This window comes from Paenarthrobacter nitroguajacolicus, assembly GCF_051027655.1.
In the GTDB taxonomy this organism is placed as follows: Bacteria; Actinomycetota; Actinomycetes; order Actinomycetales; family Micrococcaceae; genus Arthrobacter; species Arthrobacter nitroguajacolicus.
Genome location: NZ_CP073234.1, coordinates 2,828,963 through 2,854,914 on the forward strand (window position 1 = coordinate 2,828,963; position 25,952 = coordinate 2,854,914).

Genomic DNA, 25,952 nt, shown 5'->3' on the forward strand with positions numbered 1-25,952 from the left:
CCTTCAGCGGACGACTACCTTCAGCGGACGACGCTGGGAGACCACCCATGGGCGATGAACAGGCGCGGCTGTGAGGTCGGGTCCGTTCCGAGTTTCCATATGTTGCTGTCACCGTTACCGCCATCGGCTGCCAAGCCATAGAGCAGGTTCCGGTTATCCAGCCATTCGATCTGGTCATCAACACTGCGCTTCTCGGAGAGCACAGTTTGTTGTCCCGTAGCGAGCTCAAGCACTGCGACTTTCCAGTGTGCGGCCAGCGCCCCGCCGTCGTTCTTCTTAAACGCGATCCTCGTGCCGTCAGGCGAAATGGACGGACACTCCACATTGTCGTGAATGGCAGTCAGGGTCTTCGCGGACAGGCTCCCCCGAACCAGCCAGATGCGCCCGGAGGAAGCGGCCGTTGCGTAGAAAACATCGCTCTGGCCAGGCGCGAACGTCACACCCCAAATATTCCTGTCCGTAGCCAGAAGCCTTTCGCCGTTCACCATCAAAGCAAAGTCCTCGAGGTTGCCTGATGTGCCATCCGGAAGGCTGATCTCGGTGGCCGTGGAAAAGCCTGCCGTGGCGTAGGAGTGGCCCGAGACGAACACGGTGGTGGCTATCATGGATCCGTCGGGGCTGATGCGGGTCCTGCTGGGTATTCCCGGGACCGGCCATGCCCTTTGCTGCTCCCAGTTGCGGTCCAGGACAGCAGCTTCAAACGCCGTCACCAGTCCACGGTTTGTCTTCAGGCACACCACCTTCTCAGACGTTCCGTATACGCGGTCGCACTCCTGCCCGCTGACGGCCCGGTTGCCATCGGGAGATGCCAACGGAACAGTGGCCGCGTTGCCATAGCCTTGGCCCGATGCTGTGTTGCGAAAAAGGATGAAGGGCGCTGCTGGAAGCGGCTGGCTCGCCGTGATGCCCACGGACGAAGCTGCAGTGCGGCTTTCTTCAAAGCGCTGGTAGGCCGCCACCGCGTATATACCGGCCGCCACCAGGACGAGTGCCGTGACGGCCAGGAGTGCACCCCACCGCAGCTTGCCTTCAGCGAGCGCGCCGCTCATGCCTCGTTGCTCGAGTCATCCGGGTTCCCTGCCGGTGCAACCCCTGCGCCACGCAGGATAAAGGCCACAGCCACGACAGCACAAGCGAGCAATCCACCCGCCACCACCATGGCCGTTGGGGCACCAACCGCATACCAGAGAACACCAAAACCTGCGGATGCCAACATCCGGGTTAGCGCCACTACGGTCTGGGCGGACGCGATGCCCGTAGCAAGTTTTCCCGGAGGTGTCAGCTGGCTGGCCAAGGCGGCCAGCACGCCATCGGTGGCTGCATAGAACGCCCCTAGAAGGATGAGGCAACCGACGGTCGCCCACAGCCCACCAAAAGGTGCCGCCGCGAGAAGGTACGTTGCCAGCAGTGCAATATGCCCACCCACGAACACCGGGATTTTTCCCACCCGGTCAGCCAGCCGTCCCAGCGGAATGGCGAAAGCCAGGAACACCACGTTTGTGCCTACGAACAACAGCGGAAACCACTGGACTGCGAAAGAATCCCGCGCCTGCAGCACCAGATAGATGAAGCCGTCGCCGATGGTCACTAAGCCCAGCAACCCGGCAGCGATCAGCAGCTTGCCGAGGCCCGGTTCCTTCAGGTGGGACCAAGAGAAAGCGAAAAGACGGCGGCCTTCACGCTCCTCCATGCCCTTAACGCCATGTGCCTTAATGTCAGGCACCACCAAGGCAAGGACGGCAACACCGATCACGGCGAACGCCAGCGACACTACAAACACCGTGCTGAAACCGTTGGGAATCATCAACAACACGAAGAAGGCGATCAAAGGCCCGGCTGCGGCGCCGATGTTGTCCAGCATGCGATGAGCGCCGAACGAACGGGCCAGGTGTTCAGGCTGTGCTGAAACTGAAATGAGGGCGTCCCGCGGTGCCGTGCGGATGCCCTTGCCGATCCGGTCCCCGGTAACTATCGCCGCAATGGCCCAGAATCCGCCCGCGAAGAGGAAACCGATCCGCGCAAGCATTGATAATCCGTATCCGGCCAAAGCTATTCGTTTGGGGTGTCCGCTGCGGTCGGCAGCCCAGCCGGCCGCGATTCTGACGATTGCACTGGCACCCTGGTTGATTCCGTCGATGAACCCGAAGGCAATGGTGGACAGCCCCAGGAAGCCGGTCACGTACAACGGGAGGATCGCTGTGACTGATTCCGAAGAAACATCGGTGACCATACTCACAATGCCCAGCCACAGAATGACCGGAGACAAACGGAACGGCACTTCGCTCGATAGTGCCGTTCTTGTTCCCTCCGGCTTGTCCCGTTTGCCCCGGTCCGAAAGTGAAATGTACATCGCTGCCCCTAGTCCGCCGCCGTGTGCAGGCTGCCCAAAAGCTGGAAGCGTGAGTTGCCTGTGCCTGTCGTCGACACTGAAACCGTGACCGTGTCTGCGCCTCGCACGAATCGTTCGGCCAGTGCGCCCTCTGCGGCCGGCGCAGCCTCAGACCAGAACCCGTGGGCAACCAACGACTGGCGGAAGGACGCCAAGACCTCTGCCTGTGGCTTGGCGATGATGCCATCAGCAGCCACCTGGAGGACATCACCCGACGTCGACACTGACGTGGAACCGATCGTTGTTCCTTCGGGCAACGTCAGAATGTCGGCAGGCCACCCGTCAACCACTTCGCCGGCTGCGCTGCCGGGGTCAGGCAAGGTGGTGACCAATGGTGCGGGGGCAGATGGTTGAGGCAGCCCTGTTGGGGTGGCAGTCACCGGCGGCAGGACTTCGAGCGGCTTGGCAGTGGACGGACCATCATCGCCGTCACCGCTGCCGTCACCATTGCCGCTGCCTTCAGTCCCCGACGCCGGGCTGCCGGGCTGAGGATCGCCGGTGGGATCTCCCGTGCCGCCAGGGCTTGCTCCCCCGGATGGGGTGATGCTGGAGCCAGTACTCGGAGCGGAAGAGAATGTGCTTTGGGCAGCAGACGGCCCTGGCTTCCCGGCCATCTGGTCCAGAACTATGGCGACGGCGGCGATCAGCACAGCAAGGCAAATGCCCGCGATGACCAACCGCCGCGCCATCATGGCATACCCGGGGTGACTGGGTTGCTGAAAGGTTGGGAGGCGCTTTCACGAAGGAGAGCGGATAGAACTGACGCCACCCGCATCGTGGTGGCGTTGATCCTTGCGATGGCGATTCGAAGCGCCAAGCTGTTCATGGGGACAGTCTGCCATTGCGACCCCGATTCCGGAACAGTTTTGGCCCTACCAACGTCCATTCCGCGGCCGCGGTTGGCACACCGGGCAGGTATAGGAAGAACGGTTCATAAACTGTTCCCGCTTCATGACGCTGTGCAATCCGATTGCCTCGCAACGGCCACACAGTTCACCGGCACGTCCGTAGGCATTGAGCGACCTGGCGAAGTACCCGGAATCGCCATTGACATTCACATAGAGGGAGTCAAAACTCGTCCCCCCTGCGGCAAGGGCAGCGTTCATGACCTCTCTCACGGCTTCAACCAGCCGTTCAGCATCCGCACGGCGAAGCGTGTCCGTGGCCCTGGCGTAATGGAGCCGGGCGCGCCACAACGCTTCGTCCGCGTAGATGTTGCCGATGCCGGAAATAACCGCCTGGTCCAGCAGCGCCCGTTTCAGCCCTGTCTTGCGACTCCTGATCTTCCGATAGAACGCGTCGAACGAGAAGTAGGGGTCAAGCGGATCCCTGGCGATGTGCGATGCTTCTTCTGCGATCTCCGGCAGGGGCGTTTCGCCCAAGCCGCCAGGGCCGCCGTCGACAGTCGGCACCAGGGTCGTCACGAACAGGCCGCCGAAAATTCTCTGGTCCACGAACCGCAGCTGCTCCGGCATACCATCCGCGGAACTGAGCCGGATTCTGACTTTGAGGTGCTTTTCATCCGGTACTTCGGGGTCCTGCATCAGCAGTTGGCCGCTCATTCCCAGATGCGCCATCAGCGCCACTTTAGGGAGATCTGCTGTGAGGGCCAGCGCTATTCCGGGGTCGGTTTCGGGCGAGTTCGACATGGCCAGGGGCATCCAGAGGAATTTCCCTCGCCGCACGACGTCCAGGACAGTGGCTTGCTCAAGATTCCCGATGAAGTCTTCGGTTCCGAGTGTGTGTCGCCGGATGGAGCGCGGATCGACGACGTCCACTCCGGTGATTGTTCGGCCACGGACCCAACGGGCCAAGCCGCGGCGGACTACCTCTACTTCGGGAAGTTCAGGCATTTTGGGTTCAAGAGGAAGCAGGACCGGCAGTAGTGGGGTCCAGGGCGGTCAGGGCACGCCATGCATCAGCGGCGGCTTCCTGCTCCGCTTCTTTCTTGGAGTGGCCCGAGCCCCGACCGTAGGGAGTTCCGCCGATGTTCAGAACTGCCTCGAACGTCCGGGCATGGTCCGGCCCTGAACCTTCGACGGCATAGTGAATGGCGCCCAGCTGCCGGCTGGCCGTAAGTTCCTGGATGCTCGTCTTCCAGTCAGTTCCCGCCCCCAGTGCGCCTGCATCCTTGAGGAGCGGTCCTACCAGGCGCATGACCAGTTGCCGCGCGGTCTCGATATCGTTCGAGAGATACGTGGCCCCGATCAGGGCTTCCATGGTGTCAGCCAGGATGGAGGCCTTGTTCTTGCCATCGGTGAGCTTCTCACCTTGCCCGAGATATATAAACTCGCCCACGCCGATTTGCCGGCCAATCCCGGCCAGCGCGCGCGTACTGACGACGGCCGAGCGTCGCTTTGCGAGCTCACCTTCGGGCAGCGAGGGGTTCTCACGGTAAAGGGAATCGGTCACGGAGAAGCCCAGAATGGAGTCGCCGAGGAACTCGAGGCGCTCGTTGGTGGGAATCCCGCCGTTCTCATACGCGTATGAGCGATGTGTCAGAGCAAGACGAAGCGTCTCGGTGTCAATCGAGACACCGAGACGCTTCAGAAGCTCTTCAGTTGAAGACATCCTTAGTCAGCCTGTACGGCAGATTAGGCGTCTGCGACCTTGCGGCCCTTGTATTCAAGGAACAGCGCGGTGCCGGCAGAGTCAGTGACGACCTTTGCCTGGTGCGGCAGGCTGTAGGTAACCTGACCGTTTTCGATGGTCTTGACCAAGTTGGGGGCAGTTGCCTTCCACTGGGCACGGCGGGCGCGTGTATTTGCGCGAGACATTTTCCGCTTGGGAACAGCCACGGCTATCTCATTTCTCTCTTAGACGAACACTTACTAATCGGTTTGCCGGTCAGTCTTAGCCAGATCAGCTAGGGCAGCCCAGCGAGGGTCAATGACCTCGTGGTGGTGCCCCGGCTCGTCTTCCAGGCGCACTCCACATTCGGAACACAGGCCCTGGCAGTCTTCCCGGCACACCGGCTGGAACGGCAGCATAGTGACAACTGCGTCCCGCAACACCGGCTCAAGATCGATCAGATCGTACTCGACTCGACGTTGCTCTTCATCGTCTTCTTCGCCTGAAAGCTCAACACCTTCATAGAAGAAAAGTTCTTGCACATTGACCTCAAGGTCATACGCAAGGGGATCCAGGCATCGACCGCATTCGCCGGTTACTTCGACGACTACGGTTCCGGATACCAGAATTCCTTCGTGTACGGCCTCAAGACGAAGATCCAGCTCGATATCCGAGCCTTCCTTTACGCCAATGAGCGCCACACCAAGGTCACTTGGCGCAGGTACATGCTCGTTGAGTGTCCGCATGGTCCCTGGACTGCGTCCAAGGTCCTTGACTACCAGCGCCAAGGGCGAACTTGCATCTCGCTTAATGAGAACTCCTGTAGAACATATGACCGACGTACCATCTTAGCCTGATCACGCTTGAGGACTCAAACCGACGCCGGGCGCGCGTGAACGCGCAGTGGTTTCAGCTTGGGGAACTCTGCGCGATGGCGCAAGGTACCCGACAAGCCTACCCCTTGCGCGGCGGTTCTGTTGGCGGCTCGCCAGCAAGGAGCCTCCTCAGTACCGATTTGGGGACGAAATCGGAGATATCGCCCCCGAGGACATTGACCTCTTTGATCAAGGTGGAGGAAAGGTGCACGTAATGCGCTTCAGCAGGCAGGAAGACCGTTTCGACGCCGGCCAACTGGCGGTTCATGGTGGCCATCGGCAACTCGTAGTCAAAGTCCGACGATGAACGAAGGCCCTTGACTATGGCCGAGACACCGCGGTGGCGGCAGTACTCCGCCAGGAGCCCTTCACCCATCGGCTCAACGATGATGCCGCGCAAAGAGGCCAAAGTTTCCCGCGCCATCTCCATTCGGTCCTCAAGACTGAACCTGTACTTCTTGGCGTAGTTGGTGGACACGGCCACGATGACTTCGTCGAACAGGCCGGCGGCCCGGGCGATGACTTCGAGATGTCCATTGTGGATAGGGTCAAAGGATCCAGGGCATACCGCGCGTCTCATGAGACGAACCTACCCCATGGCTTTGCCGGGATACCATGTCTGACATGGCATCCGCAGGCAGCAATTCTTCCCTTGATATGAGCGCGGGCACCACCGCAGGTACCAACGCAACACCATGGCAGCGGGCGGCCACGGGAGCCAACCTGCTCTCCCCCGAAGGAACGCTGGGAGTGACCATTTTTGAGGAAATGACCACCTTGGCACTGTCCACCGGCGCCATCAACCTCGGCCAGGGTTTTCCCGATGAAGACGGCCCCGCGGAAATCAAAGCGGCAGCCCAGTCCGCCATCGCCGCGGGAGCCAACCAGTATGCGCCCGGCAAAGGCGTTCCCGCGTTGAGGGAAGCCATCGCCTCCCACCAGCAGCGCTTTTACAGGCTGAACCCGGATCCTGATACTGAAGTCCTTGTCACGACGGGCGCAACAGAAGCGATCGCAGCGACGCTGCTCGCGTTCATCCAGCCCGGGGACGAAGTCCTGACCTTCGAACCCTTCTACGACTCCTACGGGGCCATCATCGGCATGGCCGGCGCCAAACACGTCACCGCTCCCCTGCTGGCCCCGGATTTCCTTCCCGACCTCGCGATGTTGGAAAGCTCCTTCAGCACCCGCACCAGAGTTGTCCTCCTGAACAACCCGCACAACCCCACGGGTGCGGTCTTTCCGGAATCCGTCCTGTCCATGATTGTGGAACTGGCCGCAAAGTACGGCGCCATCATCGTCAGCGACGAAGTCTACGAGCACCTCACCTTCGGCGCACCGCACCTACCGATTACTTCGCTGCCCGGCGCCGCCGAACGTACCATCACCATTTCATCCGCGGGAAAGACGTTTTCCTTCACCGGCTGGAAAATCGGCTGGCTCAGCGGACCGGCACACTTGGTGGCTGCAGTTCGCACGGTGAAGCAGTTCCTGACCTACAGTTCAGGCACCCCCTTCCAGAGCGCCATCGCAGTGGGCCTTGGCCTTCCCGATGAGTTCTATACAGGAATCGCCGATCAACTGCGCCGCAAACGGGACATTCTCGCCCAAGGCCTCCGGGCAGCCGGCTTCGGCGTCTACAACCCGAGCGGCACTTACTTCATCAACGTGGACACGGCACCGCTGGGCATTCGCGACTCCGTTGACCTCGCAAGGCGGCTGCCAGGGCTCGTCGGCGTGGCAGCCATCCCGGTCCCGGTGTTCTGCCATCCGGAGGGAGCCGAGCGTACGCGAAGCCTGCTGCGTTTCGCCTTCTGCAAGAAGACCGGCGTCCTGCAGGAAGCCGCCGAACGCCTCGCCACCCTGAAGGACCGGCTCTGAACGCCAGAGGCTCCGGCCAGCCCCAGGCAACGCGCTTCCTCCGAACCACGGGACAGCACGCCACCATCGAGAACGACACCCTCGTTGAGGGCGGCTTCATCCTCAGCATCGGCGGAGCCGAACAATCGCACGTGAATCTGGCCGATCCCTCGGAGATCTTCTACGAGTACCTCCGCAGGATCGGGCACGTGGTGGACTTGGCTGCAGCACCCGGAATGCCCATCTGCGCCCTGCATTTGGGCGCCGGCGCCCTCACCCTGGCGCGATATATCCAAGCCACCCGTCCTGGCTCGGAGCAATACGCTGTTGAGCTTGAGCGTGAGCTCTTGGACTTCGTACTTCAGAAGCTGCCCATGCCTGACGGCACCTCGTTGACCACTCACATCGGTGACGCCCGCGACGCACTGGCGGAGCTTCCCGCACAGGTGATGTTCGACGTCGTGATTCTCGATATCTTTTCCGGGCCGGAGGCCCCAGCCCATATTGCCTGCCGGGAATTCTATGAGGAAGCAGCAAGTAGGCTCCGGCCGGATGGGGTGTTGATCGTCAATGTGGGTGACGAACCTGCGCTGACGCTCGTCCGCAGCCAGGTGGCAGCGCTGCGCCAAGCCATGCCGGACGTCGCCGCCTTCGCTGAAACGGGAATGTTCGCTGGCCGCTACCCGGGCAACATCGTCCTGGTAGGCACATGCAAACCGTGGTCCCCGGACTGGACGGCGCAACTGCTGGCACGTGGCCCCCACCCCGCCACCGTCCTCACGGGCGTTGAGCTGGACGGCATTACAGGCTAACGAGATGGTCCGCTAGGCCGGCTCAGCGAACCACAGCTTGGTCTCGCCATACTTCTTGTCGGCGAAACTTTCCAAGGCGTCTGGCCACAAAGGCTCCGGGCTCCGCGAACTCCGCTCCACCACCACAACGGCCGCATCGTCCAAATGCGGCCCCAGCTTTGCCAGCACAGCACTCAAGGCAGGCTCATCCAAGGGGTAGGGCGGATCAAGGAAGACGAGATCCCACATGTCTGCGTTACCCGCTCGCTCCAGGAATGATTCCACCTTGGACCGATGGACTGAGACCCTTTTCCCGCCCAGGAGTTGGTTCACCAAATCCGCATTGCGCTGGCAGACATCGCTAGCCTTGGCATCGAACTCCACCAGATCCACGGTCCGGGCCCCTCGGCTGGCACTTTCGATTCCCAAGGATCCAGAGCCTGCATAAAGGTCCAGGACCCGGGCATCGTCAATGACTGCCAAGGATTCCAGGCGGGAAAAGAGCGCCTCCTTGACCCTGTCCGTTGTGGGACGCGTGGCCGTTCCCGGGACGCTGGCCAGCGGGTTCCCGCCACCAACTCCGGCGATGATCCGGCTCACAGGGATTCTCCATGAGCGCGCTTCCATGGATCTCTAACCGCGTTCAAGGAACGCCTCCTTCTCCGGGTTCAAATAATCATCTATTGCGGCGGCAAGTGCCGGCTGTTGTTGCAGGGCAGGGTCTTCCGACACCAGGCCTTGGGCGTCGGTACGTGCGCGGGCAATGATGTCTTCGTGTTCAAGTACACGGAGCAACTTCAGGGTGGAGCGTCCGCCGGATTGCGAAGCACCTAGAATGTCGCCTTCACGGCGGAGCTTCAAGTCTTCCTGGGACAGCTCAAAGCCGTCAGTCGTTGAAGCAACGGCATCAAGCCGGCGACGACTCGGGTGTCCGGGTTCCAGCGTGGTCACCAGCAGGCAAGTGCCGGGCAAACCTCCACGGCCAACCCGCCCACGCAGCTGGTGGAGCTGTGAGATTCCAAAGCGGTCGGCATCGAGAATCACCATGAGGGTGGCGTTGTGAACATCGACGCCCACCTCAATAACGGTGGTGGACACCAGCATTTTGGTGTTGTTGGCGGCGAAGGAGGCCATCGTCTCCGACTTCACCTGCGGATCCTGCCGCCCATGGAGCGGCGCTACCGGGACGCCAGCCAGTGAAGGCTCCTGCAGGAGGCTTTCGACGACGGCGGTTACCGAGGCGAGTTCCCGCGCCGGGCCTTCGTCCGCCAGGTCGGCATCGCTGGGTTCCGCTTCGCCCGGACTGAAGTCACCGTCGTCGTCCGAGCCGATCTTGGGGCACACCACATAAACCTGGTGACCCGAATCGATTTCTTCGCGGGAACGTTTCCATATGCGGTCCACCCAGCCGGGATTTTCCGCGAGCCCCACGACGTGAGTGGAAATCGGCGCACGCCCGGCCGGAAGCTCATCAAGGATGGAAGTCTCAAGGTCCCCGAATACCGTCATGGCCACCGTGCGGGGAATCGGCGTGGCTGTCATGACCAGCAAATGTGGAGGCCGCTGCGCCTTGGCCCGGAGGGCATCGCGCTGTTCCACACCAAAGCGGTGCTGCTCATCCACCACGATCAGCCCGAGGTCTTGGAAGCTGGTTTTGTCGCTCAGCAAAGCGTGCGTGCCAATGACAATTCCCGCATTTCCGGAGGCCGCGTCCAGCATTGCCTGTTTCCGGGCAGCAGTGGGCATGGAACCGGTCAGGAGCGTCACTTGAACGGCTTCCTGGGTGGAGTCGCCGCCAAGCATGCCGGCACCGCCAAAGATGTGGTCGCGGGCGAGCGCACCCAACGTCTTGCGGATGGAGTGGAAATGCTGGGCCGCCAAGACCTCCGTGGGCGCCAGGAGTGCTGCCTGGCCACCTGCATCGACTACCTGCAACATGGCCCGCAGGGCGACGATCGTCTTTCCCGAGCCCACTTCACCCTGCAGCAGACGGTTCATGGGAGTGTCGCGCCCGAGCTCTTCAGCCAGCGTCTTTCCGACGGCGGATTGGCCGGCAGTCAGGGTAAAGGGCAGGTTTTGATCGAACTTAGTGAGCAAACCTCCCACGCGCGGACGGCGCGCAGTGGCTTCTTCTGCAGCCAGCTGGGCGCGCCGGCGTGCGAGGGCCGTTTGCAGCACCAGGGCTTCCTGGTATCGGAAGCGTTCCTGAGCGCGTTGCCAGTCCTTGGCAATCCCGGGTGAATGGATCAAGCGGTAGGCCTCAGCGACACTGAGCAGGCCGTCCCTTCGGACGATGCTTGCCGGAAGCGGATCTTCCAGCGAATCAAGGTCCATGGTCTGGAGCAGGGCAGTGATCACTTTGTGGATGGACCAACTGGTCAGCTTGGCCGTTGCCGGATAAATGGGGATGGGCATAGCTGCGAGTTTTTCGGGGTCTACAGACCCTTCCGCTTCCGGGTCCTCGTCCAGCAGAAGGAAGTCCGGGTTGGTCAGGCCGAGGGCTCCACCGTAACGGGACACCTTGCCTGAAAACATGGCCCGACGACCAGCCAGGAGTTCAGCCTTTGCCCGGAACCCGTTGAAGAAGCTGACCTTCAACGTACCTGGAACACCGCTACCACCGGCTTCGTCCGTCACCACCACATCGGTGATCGAACCACGGCGGGCCCTCATCTGGCGGGTACTGTTGGACAGCACCCGGGCAATCAGCGTGACCTCTTCATCCAGCGGGAGCTTGCTGATGGGCGTCAACTCACCGCGGTTCAAGTATCTGCGAGGAAAGTAATTCAGCAAGGCTCCGGCCGTTTTTAGGCCCAAGTGCTTGTCTATGACGGCCGCAGACCGCTTGCCAATCCTGCGTTCGAGGGGCAGGTCCAGCTCAGTATTCATGCCGTGACTGGCCTGAGACATTGAAAGCTTCACTGATGCCCTCGGATTCGCTGCCCTCGGGTTCCTGTGTGACAGCCGGGCGCTGCACGTCATCACGGGGTATTGCCAACTGGCTTACTGCTATATCAGTCGGTTCTCCCAGCGAACGAATGAATGCGACGGCCGGTTCCGGGTCGGCGACGTGCACATGGACGCGCCATCGGTAACTGATCTCCACACTGGATTCGTCGTCGTCATCATCTGCGCCTTGGGCACCGCCGACTTGGCTCATGATGACGGAATCGCCCATCTCGTCCAGGCGTTGCCGAAGGATGGCCGCATTCAGGGGCGAGAGGTTGATGGTGCACATGACTTCCACGCCGTCGTCGGCCGGCATGTGCTCGTGGATGTGGGGATCCTGCAATTTGTAGCCGTGGAGGCCGTCGAGCAGCTCCTCCTGGAGTTCTTCCCCGAGGACGGCGGCTCGGAGGCAATCAAGCACCAGCAGCATCCCCACGCCGCCTGCGTCCACAACATGTGCTTCATGGAGTTGTGCGAGCTCATCCTCTGTCCGGACGACGGCTTGGTAGGCGGCCTCCACCACGGCGTCGAGCGAGAGCCCCAATGCATGGTTGCTGTCGTCGCCACTTTGGGATGCGTCCACGGCTTGAGCAGCATGGGCGGCCGCTTCCAAAACCGAAAGCATGGTGCCTGCCACAGGTTCACTCAGGGCAGACCAGGCACGGATCTGTGCCCTGTTCAGCGCAGTGGCAAGCAGGGGCGCGCTGAGGCGGGTTTTCCCGGCCAGGGGCTCAGCAGCGGCGCAGAGGAACACTGCAAAGAGTGTGCCCGAATTGCCTCGGGCTTGCTCCATGGCTGCCTGCCCGGCACGGGACAGTACGGCGCCGACGTCGTTGCCGGTTTCAGTGGAGTCCGGCGCAGTTCCGCCAAGGGCAGCCACAGCTGCCCGGACAGTGAGGTAAAGGTTGGTTCCGGTATCTCCGTCAGCGACAGGGAAGATGTTGATCGCATTGAGACGGTCACTGTGGTTGCCGAGGACCACCTCCGCCTTGCCGAGCCAACGTTTCATGGCGTGTGCATTCGCGGCGATCTTAGTCTGCAAAGTGATCCCATCCAACGGTGTCAGCAGTTTGCCCGGCAATCCGGACGCCACTGCCTGGCGGCTCGACAACGGCTTGCACCGAGCCTATCGCAGTGAAGCCCTGCGGCAGCTGAATTCCTGCCGGGAACGTAGCAAGCAAACCATGGTCTTCTCCCCCGCCAAGCACCCATCGCATGGCTTCCCTTCCCAGAACGGCCGCTGCTGGTTCCAGTGAGGCTGCATAAGTCTTCAAAGCAACCGGATCGAAATCAAGGATCACGTTGCTCGCTCCGGCCAGGCGGCTGCCATCCCGCAGCAGGCCATCGGAAATGTCCATCATGGCCGTGGCACCCGTACGCGCAGCCAGCGGTCCGGCGGCCAGCGGTGGCATCGGCCGGCATTGGTTGTCCACCAGGCTCCGCAATTCAGAAGACAGGTTGTCGAACGGAATGTCGCTTTCCAGCAGCGCCCAGCCCGCAGCGGCCCTTCCCAGGGTCCCTGAAACCGCCACGACGTCCCCGGCTTTGGCACCGGACCTCAGCACTGGCGCAACACCGGCAAGCGTCCCGACGACGGCGACAGTCACCGCCAGCTCGCGGCCCCTCCCAAGGTCTCCGCCTGCCACCGAGCAATCCGAAGCGCCCAAGCCAACAATTGCCGCCGTGAGCCCATCAGCAAACGCTTCAACCCATTCGACAGCCGTTTCCGGCGGCATGGTCAGGCTCACCACGAGACTCGTGGCGCTGCCGCCCATGGCGTTGATGTCGCTGAGGTTCTGCGCTGCGGCCTTCCAGCCGACGTCGAATCCTGTGGTCCGGTAGCCGTTACGCCACTCAAGCCTGAAGTCCTGGTCCTGCGTTTGGGTGTCGATGGAGATGAGCGCCCTGCCATCCGGCGCTGCTATCAGGGCGGCGTCGTCGCCGGGTCCCAGCAGAACGCCTGGGCTATGGTGCAGGCGCGGAAAAATCCGCGCGAGGAGCTCTGACTCCGACAGGTGTTGGACGGTCAACGGTTCTTCTGGCACTGCTGTCAACTCTTCTCTTGGCACGGCGCCTGCGTCTTCTCATGGCACCGCTCTACGCTATCGCGATCCACCGACAGAAAAATGCGGCTCTCCGGACGGCAGTTCCAGCGGGAATGTGACCCGGGCAACGCGAATCTGCCTGCCGGCGCTTGCGGGATAGGCTGGATAAATGCACCGAAAGACCCTTCCCCGGACCGCCCTGGCCATGGCCTTGGCTTCCGCATCCGTCACCGCTTTGTCGGCCTGTGCGCCTACGGTGGACGTCACGGCAGCCTCCGACGCCGCCAATCCTGCCTGCGCGCCAATGATGGTTGCTCTGCCGGACCAGATCGGTGATGCTGCCCTCCGCAAAACCAACAGCCAGGCGACAGCTGCCTGGGGAGATCCTTCGCAGGTCATTCTCCGATGCGGAGTGAACGTTCCCGGACCCACCACGGACCGTTGTGTGAGCGTCAATGACATCGACTGGGTCATCAAGGAAGGCGATCCCGTTTACACCCTGACCACGTTCGGCCGCGAACCAGCCACGGAGATCTTGATAGATCCAGTCAAGCTGGAGGCGGCAAACATCAGTTCAGCAACTGTCCTGACTGAGTTGGCAGCCGCGGTTGGCAAGATCAAGGCGACCGGAAAGTGCGTGGGCCAGGAAGATCTGCAGAACCTGCCATCCCCGCAGTAGTGCTTTAGCGCAGCCCTGTCTTGCGGGTCAGAGCCAGGTGGATCAGTTCGTCGATCAAGTCCCCGTAAGCCAGCCCGGATGCCGCCCACATCTGCGGGTACATGCTCTTGGGCGTGAAGCCCGGCATGGTATTGATCTCATTGATGATCAGTTCACCGGCCGGGGTGTAGAAGAAATCCACACGGCTGAGGCCTTCCGCCCCCACGGCGTCGAAAGCGACGGCGGCGAGTTCACGCACGCGTGCGATTGCCTCGTCCGGCATGTCAGCCGGGCAACTCAGGGCTGCGGCACCGTCCTCAACGTACTTGGCAGCAAAGTCGTAGAACTGGTGCTCACCGGTTGCCACCGCAATCTCACCAGGCATGGAAGTACGGGGCGCATCCGTGCCACGACCCTGCAGGACAGCACACTCGATCTCGCGACCCACGATGCCGGCTTCAATGACCAGCTTCAGGTCATGGCGGCGGGCTTCCTCGATGGCAGCGTCGAGCCCTTCCATCGAGTCGACCTTGGAGATACCCATGGACGAACCCGCGCGGGCAGGCTTAACGAACACGGGGTACCCGAGCTTGTCCACGCGCTTACGGACGGCCTCGGCGTCCGTGGTCCATTCGCGGTCCGTGACAGCCACGTACGGTCCTACGCTCAGTCCGGCGGATTCAAAAACCACCTTCATGAAATGCTTGTCCATCCCCACGGCCGAGGCCAGGACACCGGCGCCTACATACCGCGTGTCCGAAAGCTCCAGCAGGCCTTGGATGGTCCCATCTTCGCCCCATGGCCCATGAAGCAGGGGGAAGACAACGTCCACGGAACCCAGTTCCTGGGGAACCGCGTTGGGCTCGGTAACGATGAGCTGATGCTCACCACCCACTTCGGCCAAGGTCACGGTCCTGCCTGAGGGCGCCACCTCGGGAAGCGCTGCCGAAGTCAAGGACCAGTCGCTGGTGTCACCCGAGGCAAGTACCCACTGCCCCGATTTGGCGATGCCAATCGGTATGACCTCGTACTTGTTCTTATCGATCGCACCCATGACACCAGCCGCTGTCACGCAGCTGACGGCATGTTCGCTGGAGCGACCCCCAAAGAGAATCGCTACGCGGGGGCGGCCCGTCAAGGGGGTGGATTGGTCAGTCACCATCAGTAGTCGCCTTCGGACTTCAGTGCCCGGGCCAACAATCGTGGTCCCAGGTCATCAACGGACATTCTGCCTTCCAGCACTGCCACGACGGCAGCCGTAATGGGCATTTCAACATTCAATTTGCCGGCCAGCTCGTGCACAGCGGGGCCGGATTTGATGCCCTCTGCTGTCTGCGTCATCTGTTCGGCCACTTGCTCGAGGCTGAGGCCTTCACCAAGCAACCTGCCGGCGGTGTGATTCCGGGACAGGGCTGAAGAGCAAGTGGCAACAAGATCGCCGAGTCCGGCAAGACCGGCCATTGTGTGAGCTTCTCCGCCAAGGGCCAAGGCAAGCCGGGACGTCTCAGCGAGTCCGCGCGTGATCACCGAGGCTTTGGTGTTGTCGCCCATCTGCCGGCCTTCGCAAATGCCCACAGCAAGCGCAATCACATTTTTTACGATCCCGCCGATTTCCACGCCCACAACATCAGTGCTGGTGTACGGCCGGAAGTACGGAGCCGTGCAGCACAGCGCTATGGCAGCAGCAGTGTCTGCGTCACTGCAGGCAACAACTGACGCTGTTGGTTGTTCCCTGGCAATCTCCATGGCCAGATTGGGGCCTGAGACTACTGCTACACGCGGTGCGGGAAGACCCAACTCCTGGGCAATGACTTCGCTCATCCGGGCGTCCGTGCCCAGTTCCAGGCCCTTCATCAGGGAGACAACCACGGCGTCAGGCGCAAGGAAGGCCTTCCACTCCCCGAGCTGCGGCCGAAGTGACTGGGCGGGTACGGCGAGGATCACCAGGGTGGCATCCTTGAGCACCTTCTCCACATCCGTGGATGCTGTTACGGATGGTGGAAGCTCAATGTCTTTGAGGTACTGCTCGTTTCGGTGCGAAGAGTTGATCTGCTCCACGACCTCCGCCCGACGACCCCAGATCCGGATACTACGTTCAGATCCGGTAGCCGCAGCGGCATCGGCCAGGACCTTGGCAAACGTGGTTCCCCACGAACCCGCGCCCAAAACAGCCACGATGTCCGGCGTGGAGACATTCGTTTCCACCGTGGTCATTTGCCGTCCCCGCCTTCGTGGGCATCAGGAGAACCACCCTGAATGAAGCGGCCGTGCTTGGACTGCTTGTGCACAGCCGGATCCCAGCGTTCAGCCGGGGCCTGTTCGCCTCGAAGGGTTTCAAGGAGTTCGGTAATGGCATCCATGATGACTTCAGTGGCCGCAGTCAGCGTTGTGCGATCCAGCGGCCGTTCGCTGAAGGCACTGAGATCAACGGGCTTCCCAATAAGCACTCGGACGGTTTTCCGCGGGAAGATATGGAACCGCTTGGCATACCGGGGGAAAACCTCTTGTGCACCCCAATGCGCCATGGGCACCACAGGGGCTCCGGTCTGCAGGGCTAGCCTGGCGGCCCCGGTATGGCCCTTCATGGGCCACAAATCGGGATCGCGCGTGAGAGTGCCCTCGGGGTAGATGATGATGGCACCACCGGCGTCCACCACTTCTTTGGCGACTTGAAGCGAGCGGTTCGCTCCCGCCGTCGAGCGTTCAACCGGTATCTGCTTGGTGGCGTGCAGCAGGGCACCCAGGACGGGCACTTTGAAGAGGCCCGTCTTCGCGAGGAAATGCGGTGGCCGCTTCTGGTTGTACACCATGTGTCCGATGACGATGGGGTCGATCTCGGTGCAGTGGTTCGGTACTGCGATGAAGCCGCCGGGTGGAAGGTTCTCCACGCCTTCCCACTTCCTGGCCATCAGGACATTCATCAACGGACGCGCGAGACCCGCCAGCAGCATGAACGTTGCACGGCTCTTGGCCGATTCCTTCAAAGGAGCCCCCGCTACTTGGTGGTGGTGATATCGAAATCGGCGCCCAGGCCGGCCAGCTTCTCGGTAAAGCGCTCGTAACCGCGGTTGATGATGTCGATGCCCGTAACGCGTGACGTGCCCGTAGCTGCCAGCGCTGCGATGAGGTGGCTGAAACCACCCCGGAGGTCGGGGATGTCAATGTCTGTGCCCCTGAGCGGAGTGGGGCCTGAAATCACTGCTGAGTGCAGGAAGTTCCGCTGTCCGAACCGGCAGGGAACACTACCCAGGCACTCACGGTGCACCTGGATATTCGCACCCATCCGGGCAAGGGCTTCCGTGAATCCGAAGCGGTTCTCATAGACAGTCTCGTGGACGATGGAAACGCCCTCGGCCTGTGTCAGGGCAACCACCAGCGGCTGCTGCCAGTCCGTCATGAAGCCGGGGTGGACATCCGTCTCCAGGACGAGCGGGGACAGCTTACCGCCTTGGTGGTAGAAGCGGATACCGTCGTCGCCGATGTCCATGCCGCCACCAACTTTGCGGTAGGTATTCAGGAATGTCATCATGTCGCGCTGCGAAGCACCCTCAACATAAATGTCGCCTCGGGTAACCAATGCAGCAGAGGCCCAGGATGCGGATTCGTTCCGGTCCGGGAGCGCACGGTGGTTGTAACCCCGAAGGTCCTTGACGCCCTCGATCCGGATGGTCCGGTCAGTCTGGACGCTGATGATGGCGCCCATCTTCTGCAGGACCGCGATGAGGTCGATGATCTCGGGTTCCGTGGCCGCGCCAATGAGTTCAGTGATGCCCTCGGCACGCGTTGCGCTCAGGAGCACCTGCTCGGTGGCGCCAACCGATGGATACGGCAGCGAAATTTTGGCTCCATGCAGGCCATTCGGGGCAGAGATGTGGATGCCGCCCGGGCGCTTTTCCACCACCGCACCGAACTGCCGCAGGACATTCAGGTGATAGTCGATGGGCCTGTCGCCGATCTTGCAGCCACCCAGATCCGGGATGAAGGCCTCGCCGATCGCGTGAATCAGCGGTCCGCACAGCAGGATGGGAATCCGCGAATCACCGGCGTGCGCATCAATTGCCGTGCTGGAGGCCGTCTTTGCATCTTTGGGATCCAGGGTGAGGTCACCCGATACCGGATCCTTCACAACGGTCACGCCGTGCAGCTGCAGCAGGCTGGTGACAACCTCGACGTCCTTGATTTCCGGCACGTTCCTCAGCACCGATGGTTCGCTGCCCAGCAACGCCGCCACCATGGCCTTGGGCACCAGGTTCTTGGCACCGCGAACGGTCACTCGCCCGGTCAAAGGGACGCCACCGCGGATTGTCAGAACACTACTCATCTATACCGGTTTCCTCACGACTACTCGCCCCCCAAACTTACAAAGGCTCCAGCTAAGCATAGAAGCTCGCTTTACCGATCCGAAATGGAACCGCCCGACACACCCCGTATCCGGCTTCAGCCGCACACCGACGAAAAAGGACCGGCAGACGCTCCCGAGGGAGGCCTGCCGGTCCGTTTATCCGCAGGTTGCGGCTCAAGACAAGGGGCTACCGGGCATCAACTTTCGCCGGGAGCGTCTTCGGCTTGAAAGCCGGGCGGGTGGCCTCGTACGCCGTGATGTCCGACTCATACTGAAGGGTCAGGCCGATGTCATCGAGGCCTTCCAGGAGGCGCCAACGGGTGTAGTCGTCAATCTCGAACGGCGCCACCACGTTGCCGCACTCAACCGTTTTGGACACCAGGTCAACCTTGACCTCAGTTCCCGGATGGTTTTCCAGGACCTTCCAGATCAGTTCGATGTCATCCTGTGCCACCTGGGCTGCCAACAGCCCCTGCTTTCCGGAGTTTCCCCGGAAAATGTCGGCGAACCGGGAAGACAGGACGGCTTTGAAACCATAGTCCTTCAATGCCCAGACAGCGTGCTCACGGGATGACCCCGTACCGAAGTCAGGGCCTGCCACCAGCACTGAGCCCGCATTGAACGGGGCCTGATTAAGGATGAAGGACTCGTCCTTCCGCCAAGCAGCGAACAAAGCGTCCTCGAAGCCTGTGCGCGTGATGCGCTTGAGGTACACAGCGGGGATGATCTGATCGGTGTCCACGTTGCTCTGACGCAGTGGAACGCCGATGCCGGTGTGGGTAGTGAATGCTTCCATGGGATCCTCCTAGACTGCGATTCCGGTCAGTGTGCCTGCGGCAGCGGACTCGAGGTCCGACGGCGAACTCAGCGTGCCCCGGACAGCAGTGGCCGCAGCCACGACAGGCGAGACCAGGTGCGTGCGGCCGCCCTTGCCCTGGCGACCCTCAAAGTTGCGGTTGGATGTTGAGGCGCAGCGCTCCCCCGGCTCCAACTGGTCCGGGTTCATGCCCAAGCACATGGAACAACCGGCAAAACGCCATTCTGCACCGAATTCCTTGAAGACCTTGTCCAGGCCTTCCGCCTCTGCCTCCAGGCGGACACGGGCGGAACCCGGTACCACCAGCATGCGGACCTTGGGGTCCTTTTCGCGGCCACGAATGATGTCCGCAGCGGCGCGCAGATCCTCGATGCGTGAGTTAGTGCAGGATCCCAGAAAGACGGTATCCACGCGGATGTCCTTCATGGGAGTGCCGGCTTCCAAGCCCATGTACTGCAGGGCGCGCTCGGCAGCTGCCTTGGCATTCTCGTCACCGAAATCTTCCGGCGACGGTACCTTGGCGGACAGCGACACGCCCTGGCCCGGGTTGGTTCCCCAGGTCACGAACGGTTCGAGCGTATCGGCGTCCAGGTCAACCTCGACGTCGAAAGTTGCGTCCGCGTCCGTGTTGAGCGTGTTCCAGTACTCGACGGCGGCATCCCAGTCCGCGCCTTCCGGCGCGTGGGGGCGGCCCTGCATGTAGTCGTACGTGGTCTGGTCCGGAGCCACCATGCCGGCGCGGGCACCGGCTTCGATGGACATATTGCAAATGGTCATCCGGGCATCCATCGACAACGCACGGATAGCCGAACCACGGTATTCGAGGACATAACCCTGACCGCCGCCTGTCCCGATCTTGGCGATGACGGCAAGAATGATGTCCTTGGCGGTGACGCCGGGACGCAGGGTGCCTTCAACATTGATGGCCATGGTCTTGAATGGCTTCAAAGACAGGGTTTGGGTGGCCATGACATGCTCCACCTCGGACGTGCCGATTCCCATGGCCAACGCACCAAAGGCGCCATGTGTTGAGGTGTGCGAGTCGCCGCAGACCACTGTCATGCCCGGCTGGGTCAGTCCCAGCTGCGGCCCCACGACGTGCACGATCCCCTGTTCCTTGTCACCCAGGGAATGCAGTCGGACGCCAAATTCCTTGCAGTTGGCGCGCAGGGTCTCAATCTGCGTGCGGCTGGTCAGGTCCGCGATTGGCTTGTCGATGTCCAGCGTGGGAGTGTTGTGGTCCTCCGTGGCGATGGTCAGGTCGACGCGCCGCAGGGGCCGGCCAGCCAGGCGCAGGCCCTCAAACGCCTGCGGGGACGTCACTTCGTGGACCAGGTGCAGGTCGATGAAGAGAAGGTCTGGCTGGGCATTGGCTCCTTCGCCCTCACCCTTGCGCACTACGTGCGCGTCCCAGACTTTCTCGGCCAGTGTCTTTCCCACGGCCTTGCTCCCTTCACTGCGGTTGGCTTGTTGCGTTGTTCTTGTTCCACTGAAGCAGCACTGCCGCAAAATAGGCCAGCGAAACAACTTGCATCTCAGATATTGAGACGGCAATATCATTACATGGACAATTCTAGTGGAGTCGGTGTCATTGATAAAGCGGCCCAAGTGCTCGATGCCCTTGAGGCAGGGCCCACGACTCTCGCGCAACTCGTAGCGGCCACGGGGCTTGCCCGGCCCACAGTTCACCGCCTTGCGCTGGCTCTGGTTCACCATCGCCTGGTGAGCCGGGACATCCAGGGACGCTTCGTCCTGGGCAGCCGGTTGGTGGAGCTCGCATCCGCTGCCGGTGAGGACCGGCTCATTGCCTCCGCAGGACCCGTTCTCATTCAGCTCCGGGACGCCACAGGCGAAAGCGCGCAGATCTTCCGCCGCCAGGGCGACTGGCGTGTCTGCGTGGCATCCGCGGAACGTCCCATCGGCCTGCGTGACACCATTCCGGTGGGGACCCAGCTCTCCATGAAGGCCGGCTCCGCCGCACAGGTCCTGCTGGCGTGGGAAGACCACGACCGCCTTCTCGAAGGGCTGCAAAACGCCCGCTTTACGCCCACCGTCCTTGCAGGCGTACGACGCCGGGGCTGGGGTCAGAGCCTTGGCGAACGCGAGCCCGGGGTCGCCTCGGTTTCAGCCCCCGTTCGCGGACCGTCAGGCCGGGTCATCGCGGCCGTGTCCATTTCAGGTCCGATTGAACGCCTTACCCGCCAGCCGGGCCGCCTTCACGCCGAGGTAGTCTGTAACGCCGCCCGGGTTTTGACCGAAGCCCTGCGCAAGAACAATGACTAGCCTGAGTAGCTACGCAGTATTCCTCCGCGGCATCAATGTGGGCGGCATCAACATCAAGATGGCCGATCTCACATCAGCCCTCAAGGACTACCCGTTTACCAAGGTCAAGACGCTGCTGGCCAGCGGAAATGTGGTGCTTCAGAGTGAACTCAGCGCCAAGGACGTCAAGGCCCAGTTCGAGAAGTGCCTACGTGAAACCTTTGGTTACGATGCCTGGGTGGTTGTCCTTACTGCCGCACGGGTAGCGGAATTGGTGGACGCGTGCCCGTACCCGGCGGACGACAAAACCACGCACAGCTACATCACCCTCACCTCCGATACAGCCATGCTCGATGAACTTTTTCAGGCAGGCGAAGCGGTGGACGGCGTGGAACAAGTGCGGCTGGGCCCGGAAGCCTCCGCGTGGCTGGCTCCCGCCGGCGGGACGCTGGACAGCCCCTTCAGCAAGCTCTCGGCCAAGGCACGCTACAAAGCCAGCACGACTACAAGGAACCTGCGCACGCTTATCAAAGTCAGGGACGCCGCTTCGGCCCTTTAAGCTGCACGGCCCTAGCCGGAGCGCGCGGCCTTCAGCGCCGCGTTGAACGCTTTCAAGCGCGTAATTTCCACCCCGACAGGCTCCACGATCCGTTGCTCGGCAACTGCCGCCACGGCGGCCTTTAAACGCTTCGCTGCTCCCGATGCCCTGACCCGGGCAGCCCAGCCTCCAAGAATCCTTCCAGTGATGGCAAGGACGATGCCCAGCACCACTCCCCCGGCGACCATCAGCGTAGGCCACGGCCACCCTTCAGTTCGCGGGACCTCCGGCACTGGCATTTGGAAGTAGCCGAGTACGGCCAACACACCCAGCCACCCAAGGCCGCCTACTGCGAGCAGAAGCGCAATCCATTGAAGGGTATTGAAAAGGATCCACCACAGGGGACGTTTGCCCGCCTTCAAGTCGGTGCCTGCAATAGCTTGATCCAACGCGTCAGGCAGCTGTTCCCGCCCCTCCCTGGCCACGCTGCGAATGGCTGCACGCCAAGGACCGGGGGCGCCGGCGGAAGCCTCATCGGCAAAATCCCTGACGGCGGCGTCCGTCCGTGCCCGTTCCGGCGCCCCCGCAGGAGGCAGCGATGTCCGGCTCAATTCCGGCTTGGTGTCATCCCTGCCCAGGTTCAGCCTCCGCAATGGGTCGGGTCGGAAACGCAACAGCCATCGGGTGACGGGCCACCCGGTCCTCTTGGCTGACTCCCTCGTGAAAGATCGCTGCACGGCGTCCACCACCACCGGTACGTTTGCCGCCGTCGAGAGTTCAGACGCCAGGCGGGCCTTCGCGCTTCCTTTGATGCCTCGGGCTTCGCCCTCGCCGGAGGCCCGGGCAAGTTCCGCCGCGGCCTTGGTGACGTCTGCTGACAGGCGCTGTGTTGTTGCCTGCCGCTGGACCACTACGTTCCGGATGGCCGCGCGGAGAGTCTGGACGCCGTCGCCGGTTAGGGCCGAGGCACTGAGGACTCTGATTTTGCCTAGTCCGTCCCGCGCCAGGATCCCTTCCAAGGACACCATCACGGCGGCTGCATCGGCTGCATTGAGTTTGTCCACTTGGTTCAGGACAACCAGCGTGACGGCACCGTGGGAGGCCATGGGTCGAAGGAAGTCGTTATGCACCGCAGCGTCGGCGTACTTTTGCGGGTCCAGGACCCACACCAGCACATCCACCATGCCCACCATGCGCTGAACAATCTCCCGGTTTTCCACCCTGGTGGAATCGAAGTCGGGCAGGTCCAGCAGCACCAGGCCGCTGTTCTCGTCTGCGAGCCCTGGCACAGGCGGTAGGGTATGCCGCTCCTTGACGTCCAGCCAATCAAGCAAAGGGCCGCTGCCCTCTTCGCCCCAGATGCCCGCCAAAGGTGCAGACGTTGTGGGACGCCGCGCAGTGGCAGTCGCGAGATTGCTGCCGGATACAGCATTGAACAACGACGATTTTCCGCTGCCCGTCGCCCCGAAAAACCCCACCACAGTGTGCCCTGCCGACAATGACCGCCGCGAGGTTGCACGCTCCAAAACGTCGTACACTGACTGCAGATCGGGGTCCGGCAGGACGCCCTCAGCCAGTTCCCTGGCAGTGTTGAGCGATTCAAGCCGGCGCTGCAGTTGGGACGACTCGCGGACCTGGCCGTGGCGGCTCATGCGACCCCTGCCAGGCGGCGCAAGGCTTGGGCATGCCGGGCGAGGTTGTCTCCGGAGTTGGGATGGGCCGCTTCAAGGCGATCCAGGAACTTTTGCCTCTCGTCGTCCAGGAGTCGTTGGCACTGTGTGTGCAGATCATCCCTGGCCTGCTGGGCCAAGCGACGTACTGCGTCCTCACCGAACACGGCTTCCAGCAGCTTCTGCCCAACAACAGCCGTTCCGCCTGCAATACCGATCTCCAAGCCACTCAGGCCCGCGGTCATGGAGAACACCACCACCATAAGCGCGGCGCCGAGCCCGTTGACGCCGAAGGACAACCACCGGGCCTGGGTGCGTTTTCCCTGGCCCTGCGTGCGGATCATCTCCATCAGTCCTTCCTGCCAGGAACGAATAGCTGCTGCAGCCTTCGCATCGAAACCCTCGCTGGTGCCCGAAAGATCTTCGGAGCCAAGAAGTTCCCGACCAGCGGGGTCCGAACGCCATCGCCTGTCCACGTTTTCGGCCGCGTTCGCGGCCTCGTCCAGGATCACCGCCTGCAACCCGGTCTCGATCGCTGTTTCAACCTTCACAGCGGGAGCCGGCTCGCCCCGGAAGAAGGCCCCTACACGGTCCCGCATCCGGCCGATGTTCTGCTCGAGTGCCCGGAAGAATTCCCCTGTTCCCACGAAGTCCTGCCACCGCGCCAACACTTCGCCGCGAAGCAGCGCTCCGTCCTTCGTGGCCTCCAGAATGCGCGAGAGAGCTTGCTCATACTCGGTGACGCACGTTGCCTGGAGATCGTGGGCGGCGGCATCCTGGGCCGCAGCAGCACCCGCGATTCCCTCCAACCGGACGCTGACAGCTTTAACTGCGCCATTCAGTGTCCGCCTGGCCACTTCCGCCCGTCCGGCCGCATTGGCCGCCAAGGCCCCCAGCCACTGACGCAAGCCGACCACGGAGTCCTCCGGGAGCATCCCCAGCCCATCCAAGGCACTCTCCGGAACGACGAAGAGCTTCGCGTCAGCCAGGCCCTGCCGGTCCAGCATTGCCTGGAGGTCAGTCCTGACTTCATCCTCCGCAGCTGCGGGCACGCGGTCCAGGACCACCGCTACGGTGATATCCCGCGAAGCTGCGTCCAAGAGCAGGCGCCACGGTACGGCGTCGGCATAGCGGTTAGCCGTGGTGACAAACACCCAGAGGTCAGCGGCAGCAAGCAGTTGTCCGGCGAGCCGACGGTTGTCATCGGAGATGGAGTCTACGTCGGGTGCGTCCAGAAGGGCGATTCCCTGGGGCACTGACTCGTGTCCCACCAGTACCAAAGACGTGATGGCCTGTGCGTCCGGAGCGGCCCCTGCCTGATGCGCCGGGAGAGGACTCGCAGAGACTGTGCCGCGGATACGGTCCAGGCTGGGAAGTATCCGGTGGCCTTCAAACCACCCCGCGTCCAGAGGATGGTGCAGGAGGATGGGCTGGCGGGTGGTGGGCCTGATAGCGCCTGCACGGGTCACCGGGTAGCCGATCAGCGCGTTGACCAACGTGGATTTCCCTGCGCCGGTGGAACCACCTACGACGGCCAGCAGCGGAGCGTCAAGGCTGCGGTAGCGGGGAATAACGTAGTCGTCGAGCTGGGCCAGGGATTCACGGATCCACTGACGGGCTTCCCGGACCTCCGGCACCGCGAGCGGAAGGGTTGTGGCCGCGAGTTCCGCACGGGCAGCTTCCAAGGCTTCGACGGCGGTTGCCGCACCTTGGGCAGCTTGGGTAGCCCGGGGTGTTGTCTCATCATTTGCGGTCACAGCATCATCATGCCAGCCCGATCTCCGTCACAGGAGCGGCGCAAGCACCGTGGCCGAAATTGGGGAAAAAGAAATCCCCCGGAACCGTGGTTCCGGGGGATTTGTTTGTGACCCCAGCGGGATTCGAACCCGCGTTACCGCCGTGAGAGGGCGGCGTACTAGGCCGCTATACGATGGGGCCTTGCACTTTTTGTCACCGTTTCCGGCGATCAAGCTGAATGAGTATTTCATACTTTCAGCTACGCTCCAAATCGACTAATCGACTTGAAACTTCTGAATTTCCAGCGTGTTTACGCGGATTTTCAGAGCTGGGATACCAGGACTCGAACCTAGAATGACGGTACCAGAAACCGTAGTGTTGCCAATTACACCATATCCCAAAGTGGCTTTTGGACCGGAGTTCAGCGCTTTGGTTTCCCTCAGCTTTT

The 25,952-nt window shown here is 62.1% G+C and carries 25 protein-coding genes and 2 tRNA genes; 5 read left to right on the top strand and 22 right to left on the bottom strand.

The genetic code is table 11. The features are described from left to right. Positions 1 to 20: 20 nt before the first annotated feature. The 8 genes from KCX59_RS13435 to coaD form a co-directional block, all read right to left on the bottom strand. Positions 21 to 1,049, bottom strand: a complete 1,029-nt coding sequence (locus KCX59_RS13435) for a TolB family protein (protein ID WP_179017234.1) — start codon at positions 1,047 to 1,049, stop codon at positions 21 to 23. Then, complete coding sequence (locus KCX59_RS13440; protein ID WP_179017267.1) at positions 1,046 to 2,278, bottom strand: MFS transporter; 1,233 nt, start codon at positions 2,276 to 2,278, stop codon at positions 1,046 to 1,048. The genes KCX59_RS13435 and KCX59_RS13440 overlap by 4 nt, the downstream gene beginning before the upstream one ends. Before the next feature lie 80 nt (positions 2,279 to 2,358). Beyond that, positions 2,359 to 3,081, bottom strand: a complete 723-nt coding sequence (locus KCX59_RS13445; protein ID WP_179017233.1) for a hypothetical protein — start codon at positions 3,079 to 3,081, stop codon at positions 2,359 to 2,361. A 180-nt stretch (positions 3,082 to 3,261) separates the two neighbouring features. Next, the gene (gene mutM / locus KCX59_RS13450; RefSeq protein WP_179017232.1) at positions 3,262 to 4,242 is read right to left on the bottom strand and encodes a bifunctional DNA-formamidopyrimidine glycosylase/DNA-(apurinic or apyrimidinic site) lyase; all 981 of its coding nucleotides are present in this window, start codon (positions 4,240 to 4,242) and stop codon (positions 3,262 to 3,264) included. A gap of 7 nt (positions 4,243 to 4,249) precedes the next feature. Beyond that, a complete protein-coding gene (rnc, locus tag KCX59_RS13455) occupies positions 4,250 to 4,960 on the bottom strand; it encodes a ribonuclease III (protein ID WP_017199629.1) in 711 nt (236 codons plus the stop codon). Positions 4,961 to 4,983: 23 nt separating this feature from the next. Then, entirely contained in the window at positions 4,984 to 5,187 is a 204-nt protein-coding gene (rpmF, locus tag KCX59_RS13460; RefSeq protein ID WP_011775139.1) for a 50S ribosomal protein L32, read from the bottom strand. A gap of 33 nt (positions 5,188 to 5,220) precedes the next feature. Next, positions 5,221 to 5,748, bottom strand: a complete 528-nt coding sequence (locus tag KCX59_RS13465) for a YceD family protein (RefSeq protein WP_179017231.1) — start codon at positions 5,746 to 5,748, stop codon at positions 5,221 to 5,223. 166 nt (positions 5,749 to 5,914) lie between these two features. Continuing rightward, positions 5,915 to 6,415: a pantetheine-phosphate adenylyltransferase gene (gene coaD, locus KCX59_RS13470; RefSeq protein WP_179017230.1), complete on the bottom strand. Its 501-nt coding sequence runs from the start codon at positions 6,413 to 6,415 to the stop codon at positions 5,915 to 5,917. Between the two features lie 77 nt (positions 6,416 to 6,492). Between coaD and KCX59_RS13475 the strand changes: the two genes are divergently transcribed. Both KCX59_RS13475 and KCX59_RS13480 read left to right on the top strand, forming a co-directional pair. Then, positions 6,493 to 7,716, top strand: a complete 1,224-nt coding sequence (locus KCX59_RS13475; RefSeq protein WP_179017266.1) for an aminotransferase class I/II-fold pyridoxal phosphate-dependent enzyme — start codon at positions 6,493 to 6,495, stop codon at positions 7,714 to 7,716. A 131-nt stretch (positions 7,717 to 7,847) separates the two neighbouring features. Next, the gene (locus KCX59_RS13480) at positions 7,848 to 8,507 is read left to right on the top strand and encodes a spermidine synthase (protein WP_370629179.1); all 660 of its coding nucleotides are present in this window, start codon (positions 7,848 to 7,850) and stop codon (positions 8,505 to 8,507) included. Positions 8,508 to 8,519: 12 nt separating this feature from the next. Here KCX59_RS13480 and rsmD read toward each other — a convergent pair whose 3' ends face one another. From rsmD to thiL, 4 genes are read right to left on the bottom strand one after another with little or no spacing between them, the layout of a single operon-like run. After that, complete coding sequence (gene rsmD / locus KCX59_RS13485; protein WP_370629178.1) at positions 8,520 to 9,086, bottom strand: 16S rRNA (guanine(966)-N(2))-methyltransferase RsmD; 567 nt, start codon at positions 9,084 to 9,086, stop codon at positions 8,520 to 8,522. 33 nt (positions 9,087 to 9,119) lie between these two features. Next, a complete protein-coding gene (locus KCX59_RS13490; protein WP_179017228.1) occupies positions 9,120 to 11,375 on the bottom strand; it encodes an ATP-dependent DNA helicase RecG in 2,256 nt (751 codons plus the stop codon). Next, complete coding sequence (locus KCX59_RS13495; RefSeq protein WP_179017227.1) at positions 11,365 to 12,444, bottom strand: DAK2 domain-containing protein; 1,080 nt, start codon at positions 12,442 to 12,444, stop codon at positions 11,365 to 11,367. Before KCX59_RS13495 ends, KCX59_RS13490 begins: the two co-directional genes overlap by 11 nt. 22 nt (positions 12,445 to 12,466) lie before the next feature. Further along, positions 12,467 to 13,480, bottom strand: coding sequence for a thiamine-phosphate kinase (gene thiL, locus KCX59_RS13500; protein WP_179017226.1), 1,014 nt, complete (start codon positions 13,478 to 13,480; stop codon positions 12,467 to 12,469). Between the two features lie 169 nt (positions 13,481 to 13,649). On the opposite strand from thiL, the gene KCX59_RS13505 reads away from it, so the two are divergent. Continuing rightward, the gene (locus KCX59_RS13505; protein ID WP_179017225.1) at positions 13,650 to 14,159 is read left to right on the top strand and encodes a DUF3515 family protein; all 510 of its coding nucleotides are present in this window, start codon (positions 13,650 to 13,652) and stop codon (positions 14,157 to 14,159) included. 4 nt (positions 14,160 to 14,163) lie between these two features. Here KCX59_RS13505 and KCX59_RS13510 read toward each other — a convergent pair whose 3' ends face one another. From KCX59_RS13510 to leuC, 6 genes are all read right to left on the bottom strand, one after another. Next, positions 14,164 to 15,300: a D-alanine--D-alanine ligase family protein gene (locus KCX59_RS13510; RefSeq protein WP_179017224.1), complete on the bottom strand. Its 1,137-nt coding sequence runs from the start codon at positions 15,298 to 15,300 to the stop codon at positions 14,164 to 14,166. Then, positions 15,300 to 16,352, bottom strand: coding sequence for an NAD(P)H-dependent glycerol-3-phosphate dehydrogenase (locus tag KCX59_RS13515; protein ID WP_179017223.1), 1,053 nt, complete (start codon positions 16,350 to 16,352; stop codon positions 15,300 to 15,302). The genes KCX59_RS13510 and KCX59_RS13515 overlap by 1 nt, the downstream gene beginning before the upstream one ends. Then, complete coding sequence (locus KCX59_RS13520; RefSeq protein WP_178996748.1) at positions 16,349 to 17,122, bottom strand: lysophospholipid acyltransferase family protein; 774 nt, start codon at positions 17,120 to 17,122, stop codon at positions 16,349 to 16,351. Before KCX59_RS13520 ends, KCX59_RS13515 begins: the two co-directional genes overlap by 4 nt. Before the next feature lie 11 nt (positions 17,123 to 17,133). After that, a complete protein-coding gene (gene murA, locus KCX59_RS13525) occupies positions 17,134 to 18,459 on the bottom strand; it encodes a UDP-N-acetylglucosamine 1-carboxyvinyltransferase (protein WP_091468167.1) in 1,326 nt (441 codons plus the stop codon). A 208-nt stretch (positions 18,460 to 18,667) separates the two neighbouring features. After that, a complete protein-coding gene (leuD, locus tag KCX59_RS13530; RefSeq protein ID WP_179017222.1) occupies positions 18,668 to 19,276 on the bottom strand; it encodes a 3-isopropylmalate dehydratase small subunit in 609 nt (202 codons plus the stop codon). Positions 19,277 to 19,285: 9 nt separating this feature from the next. Next, positions 19,286 to 20,737 carry a 3-isopropylmalate dehydratase large subunit gene (leuC, locus tag KCX59_RS13535; protein ID WP_091468172.1) on the bottom strand — a complete coding sequence of 484 codons (1,452 nt, stop codon included), beginning with the start codon at positions 20,735 to 20,737 and terminating at the stop codon, positions 19,286 to 19,288. 123 nt (positions 20,738 to 20,860) lie between these two features. On the opposite strand from leuC, the gene KCX59_RS13540 reads away from it, so the two are divergent. Together KCX59_RS13540 and KCX59_RS13545 are read left to right on the top strand one after the other, a co-directional pair. Next, positions 20,861 to 21,580, top strand: coding sequence for an IclR family transcriptional regulator (locus KCX59_RS13540; RefSeq protein ID WP_014922101.1), 720 nt, complete (start codon positions 20,861 to 20,863; stop codon positions 21,578 to 21,580). A 1-nt stretch (position 21,581) separates the two neighbouring features. Continuing rightward, positions 21,582 to 22,118, top strand: a complete 537-nt coding sequence (locus KCX59_RS13545) for a DUF1697 domain-containing protein (protein ID WP_178997607.1) — start codon at positions 21,582 to 21,584, stop codon at positions 22,116 to 22,118. Between the two features lie 11 nt (positions 22,119 to 22,129). Here KCX59_RS13545 and KCX59_RS13550 read toward each other — a convergent pair whose 3' ends face one another. The 4 genes from KCX59_RS13550 to KCX59_RS13565 form a co-directional block, all read right to left on the bottom strand. Next, positions 22,130 to 23,749, bottom strand: a complete 1,620-nt coding sequence (locus KCX59_RS13550; protein ID WP_179017221.1) for a GTPase — start codon at positions 23,747 to 23,749, stop codon at positions 22,130 to 22,132. Then, complete coding sequence (locus KCX59_RS13555) at positions 23,746 to 25,524, bottom strand: dynamin family protein (RefSeq protein ID WP_179017220.1); 1,779 nt, start codon at positions 25,522 to 25,524, stop codon at positions 23,746 to 23,748. Before KCX59_RS13555 ends, KCX59_RS13550 begins: the two co-directional genes overlap by 4 nt. Before the next feature lie 108 nt (positions 25,525 to 25,632). Continuing rightward, a tRNA-Glu gene (locus KCX59_RS13560) sits at positions 25,633 to 25,705 on the bottom strand. A 127-nt stretch (positions 25,706 to 25,832) separates the two neighbouring features. Beyond that, positions 25,833 to 25,904: transfer RNA gene (locus KCX59_RS13565), tRNA-Gln, on the bottom strand. Positions 25,905 to 25,952 lie beyond the last annotated feature (48 nt).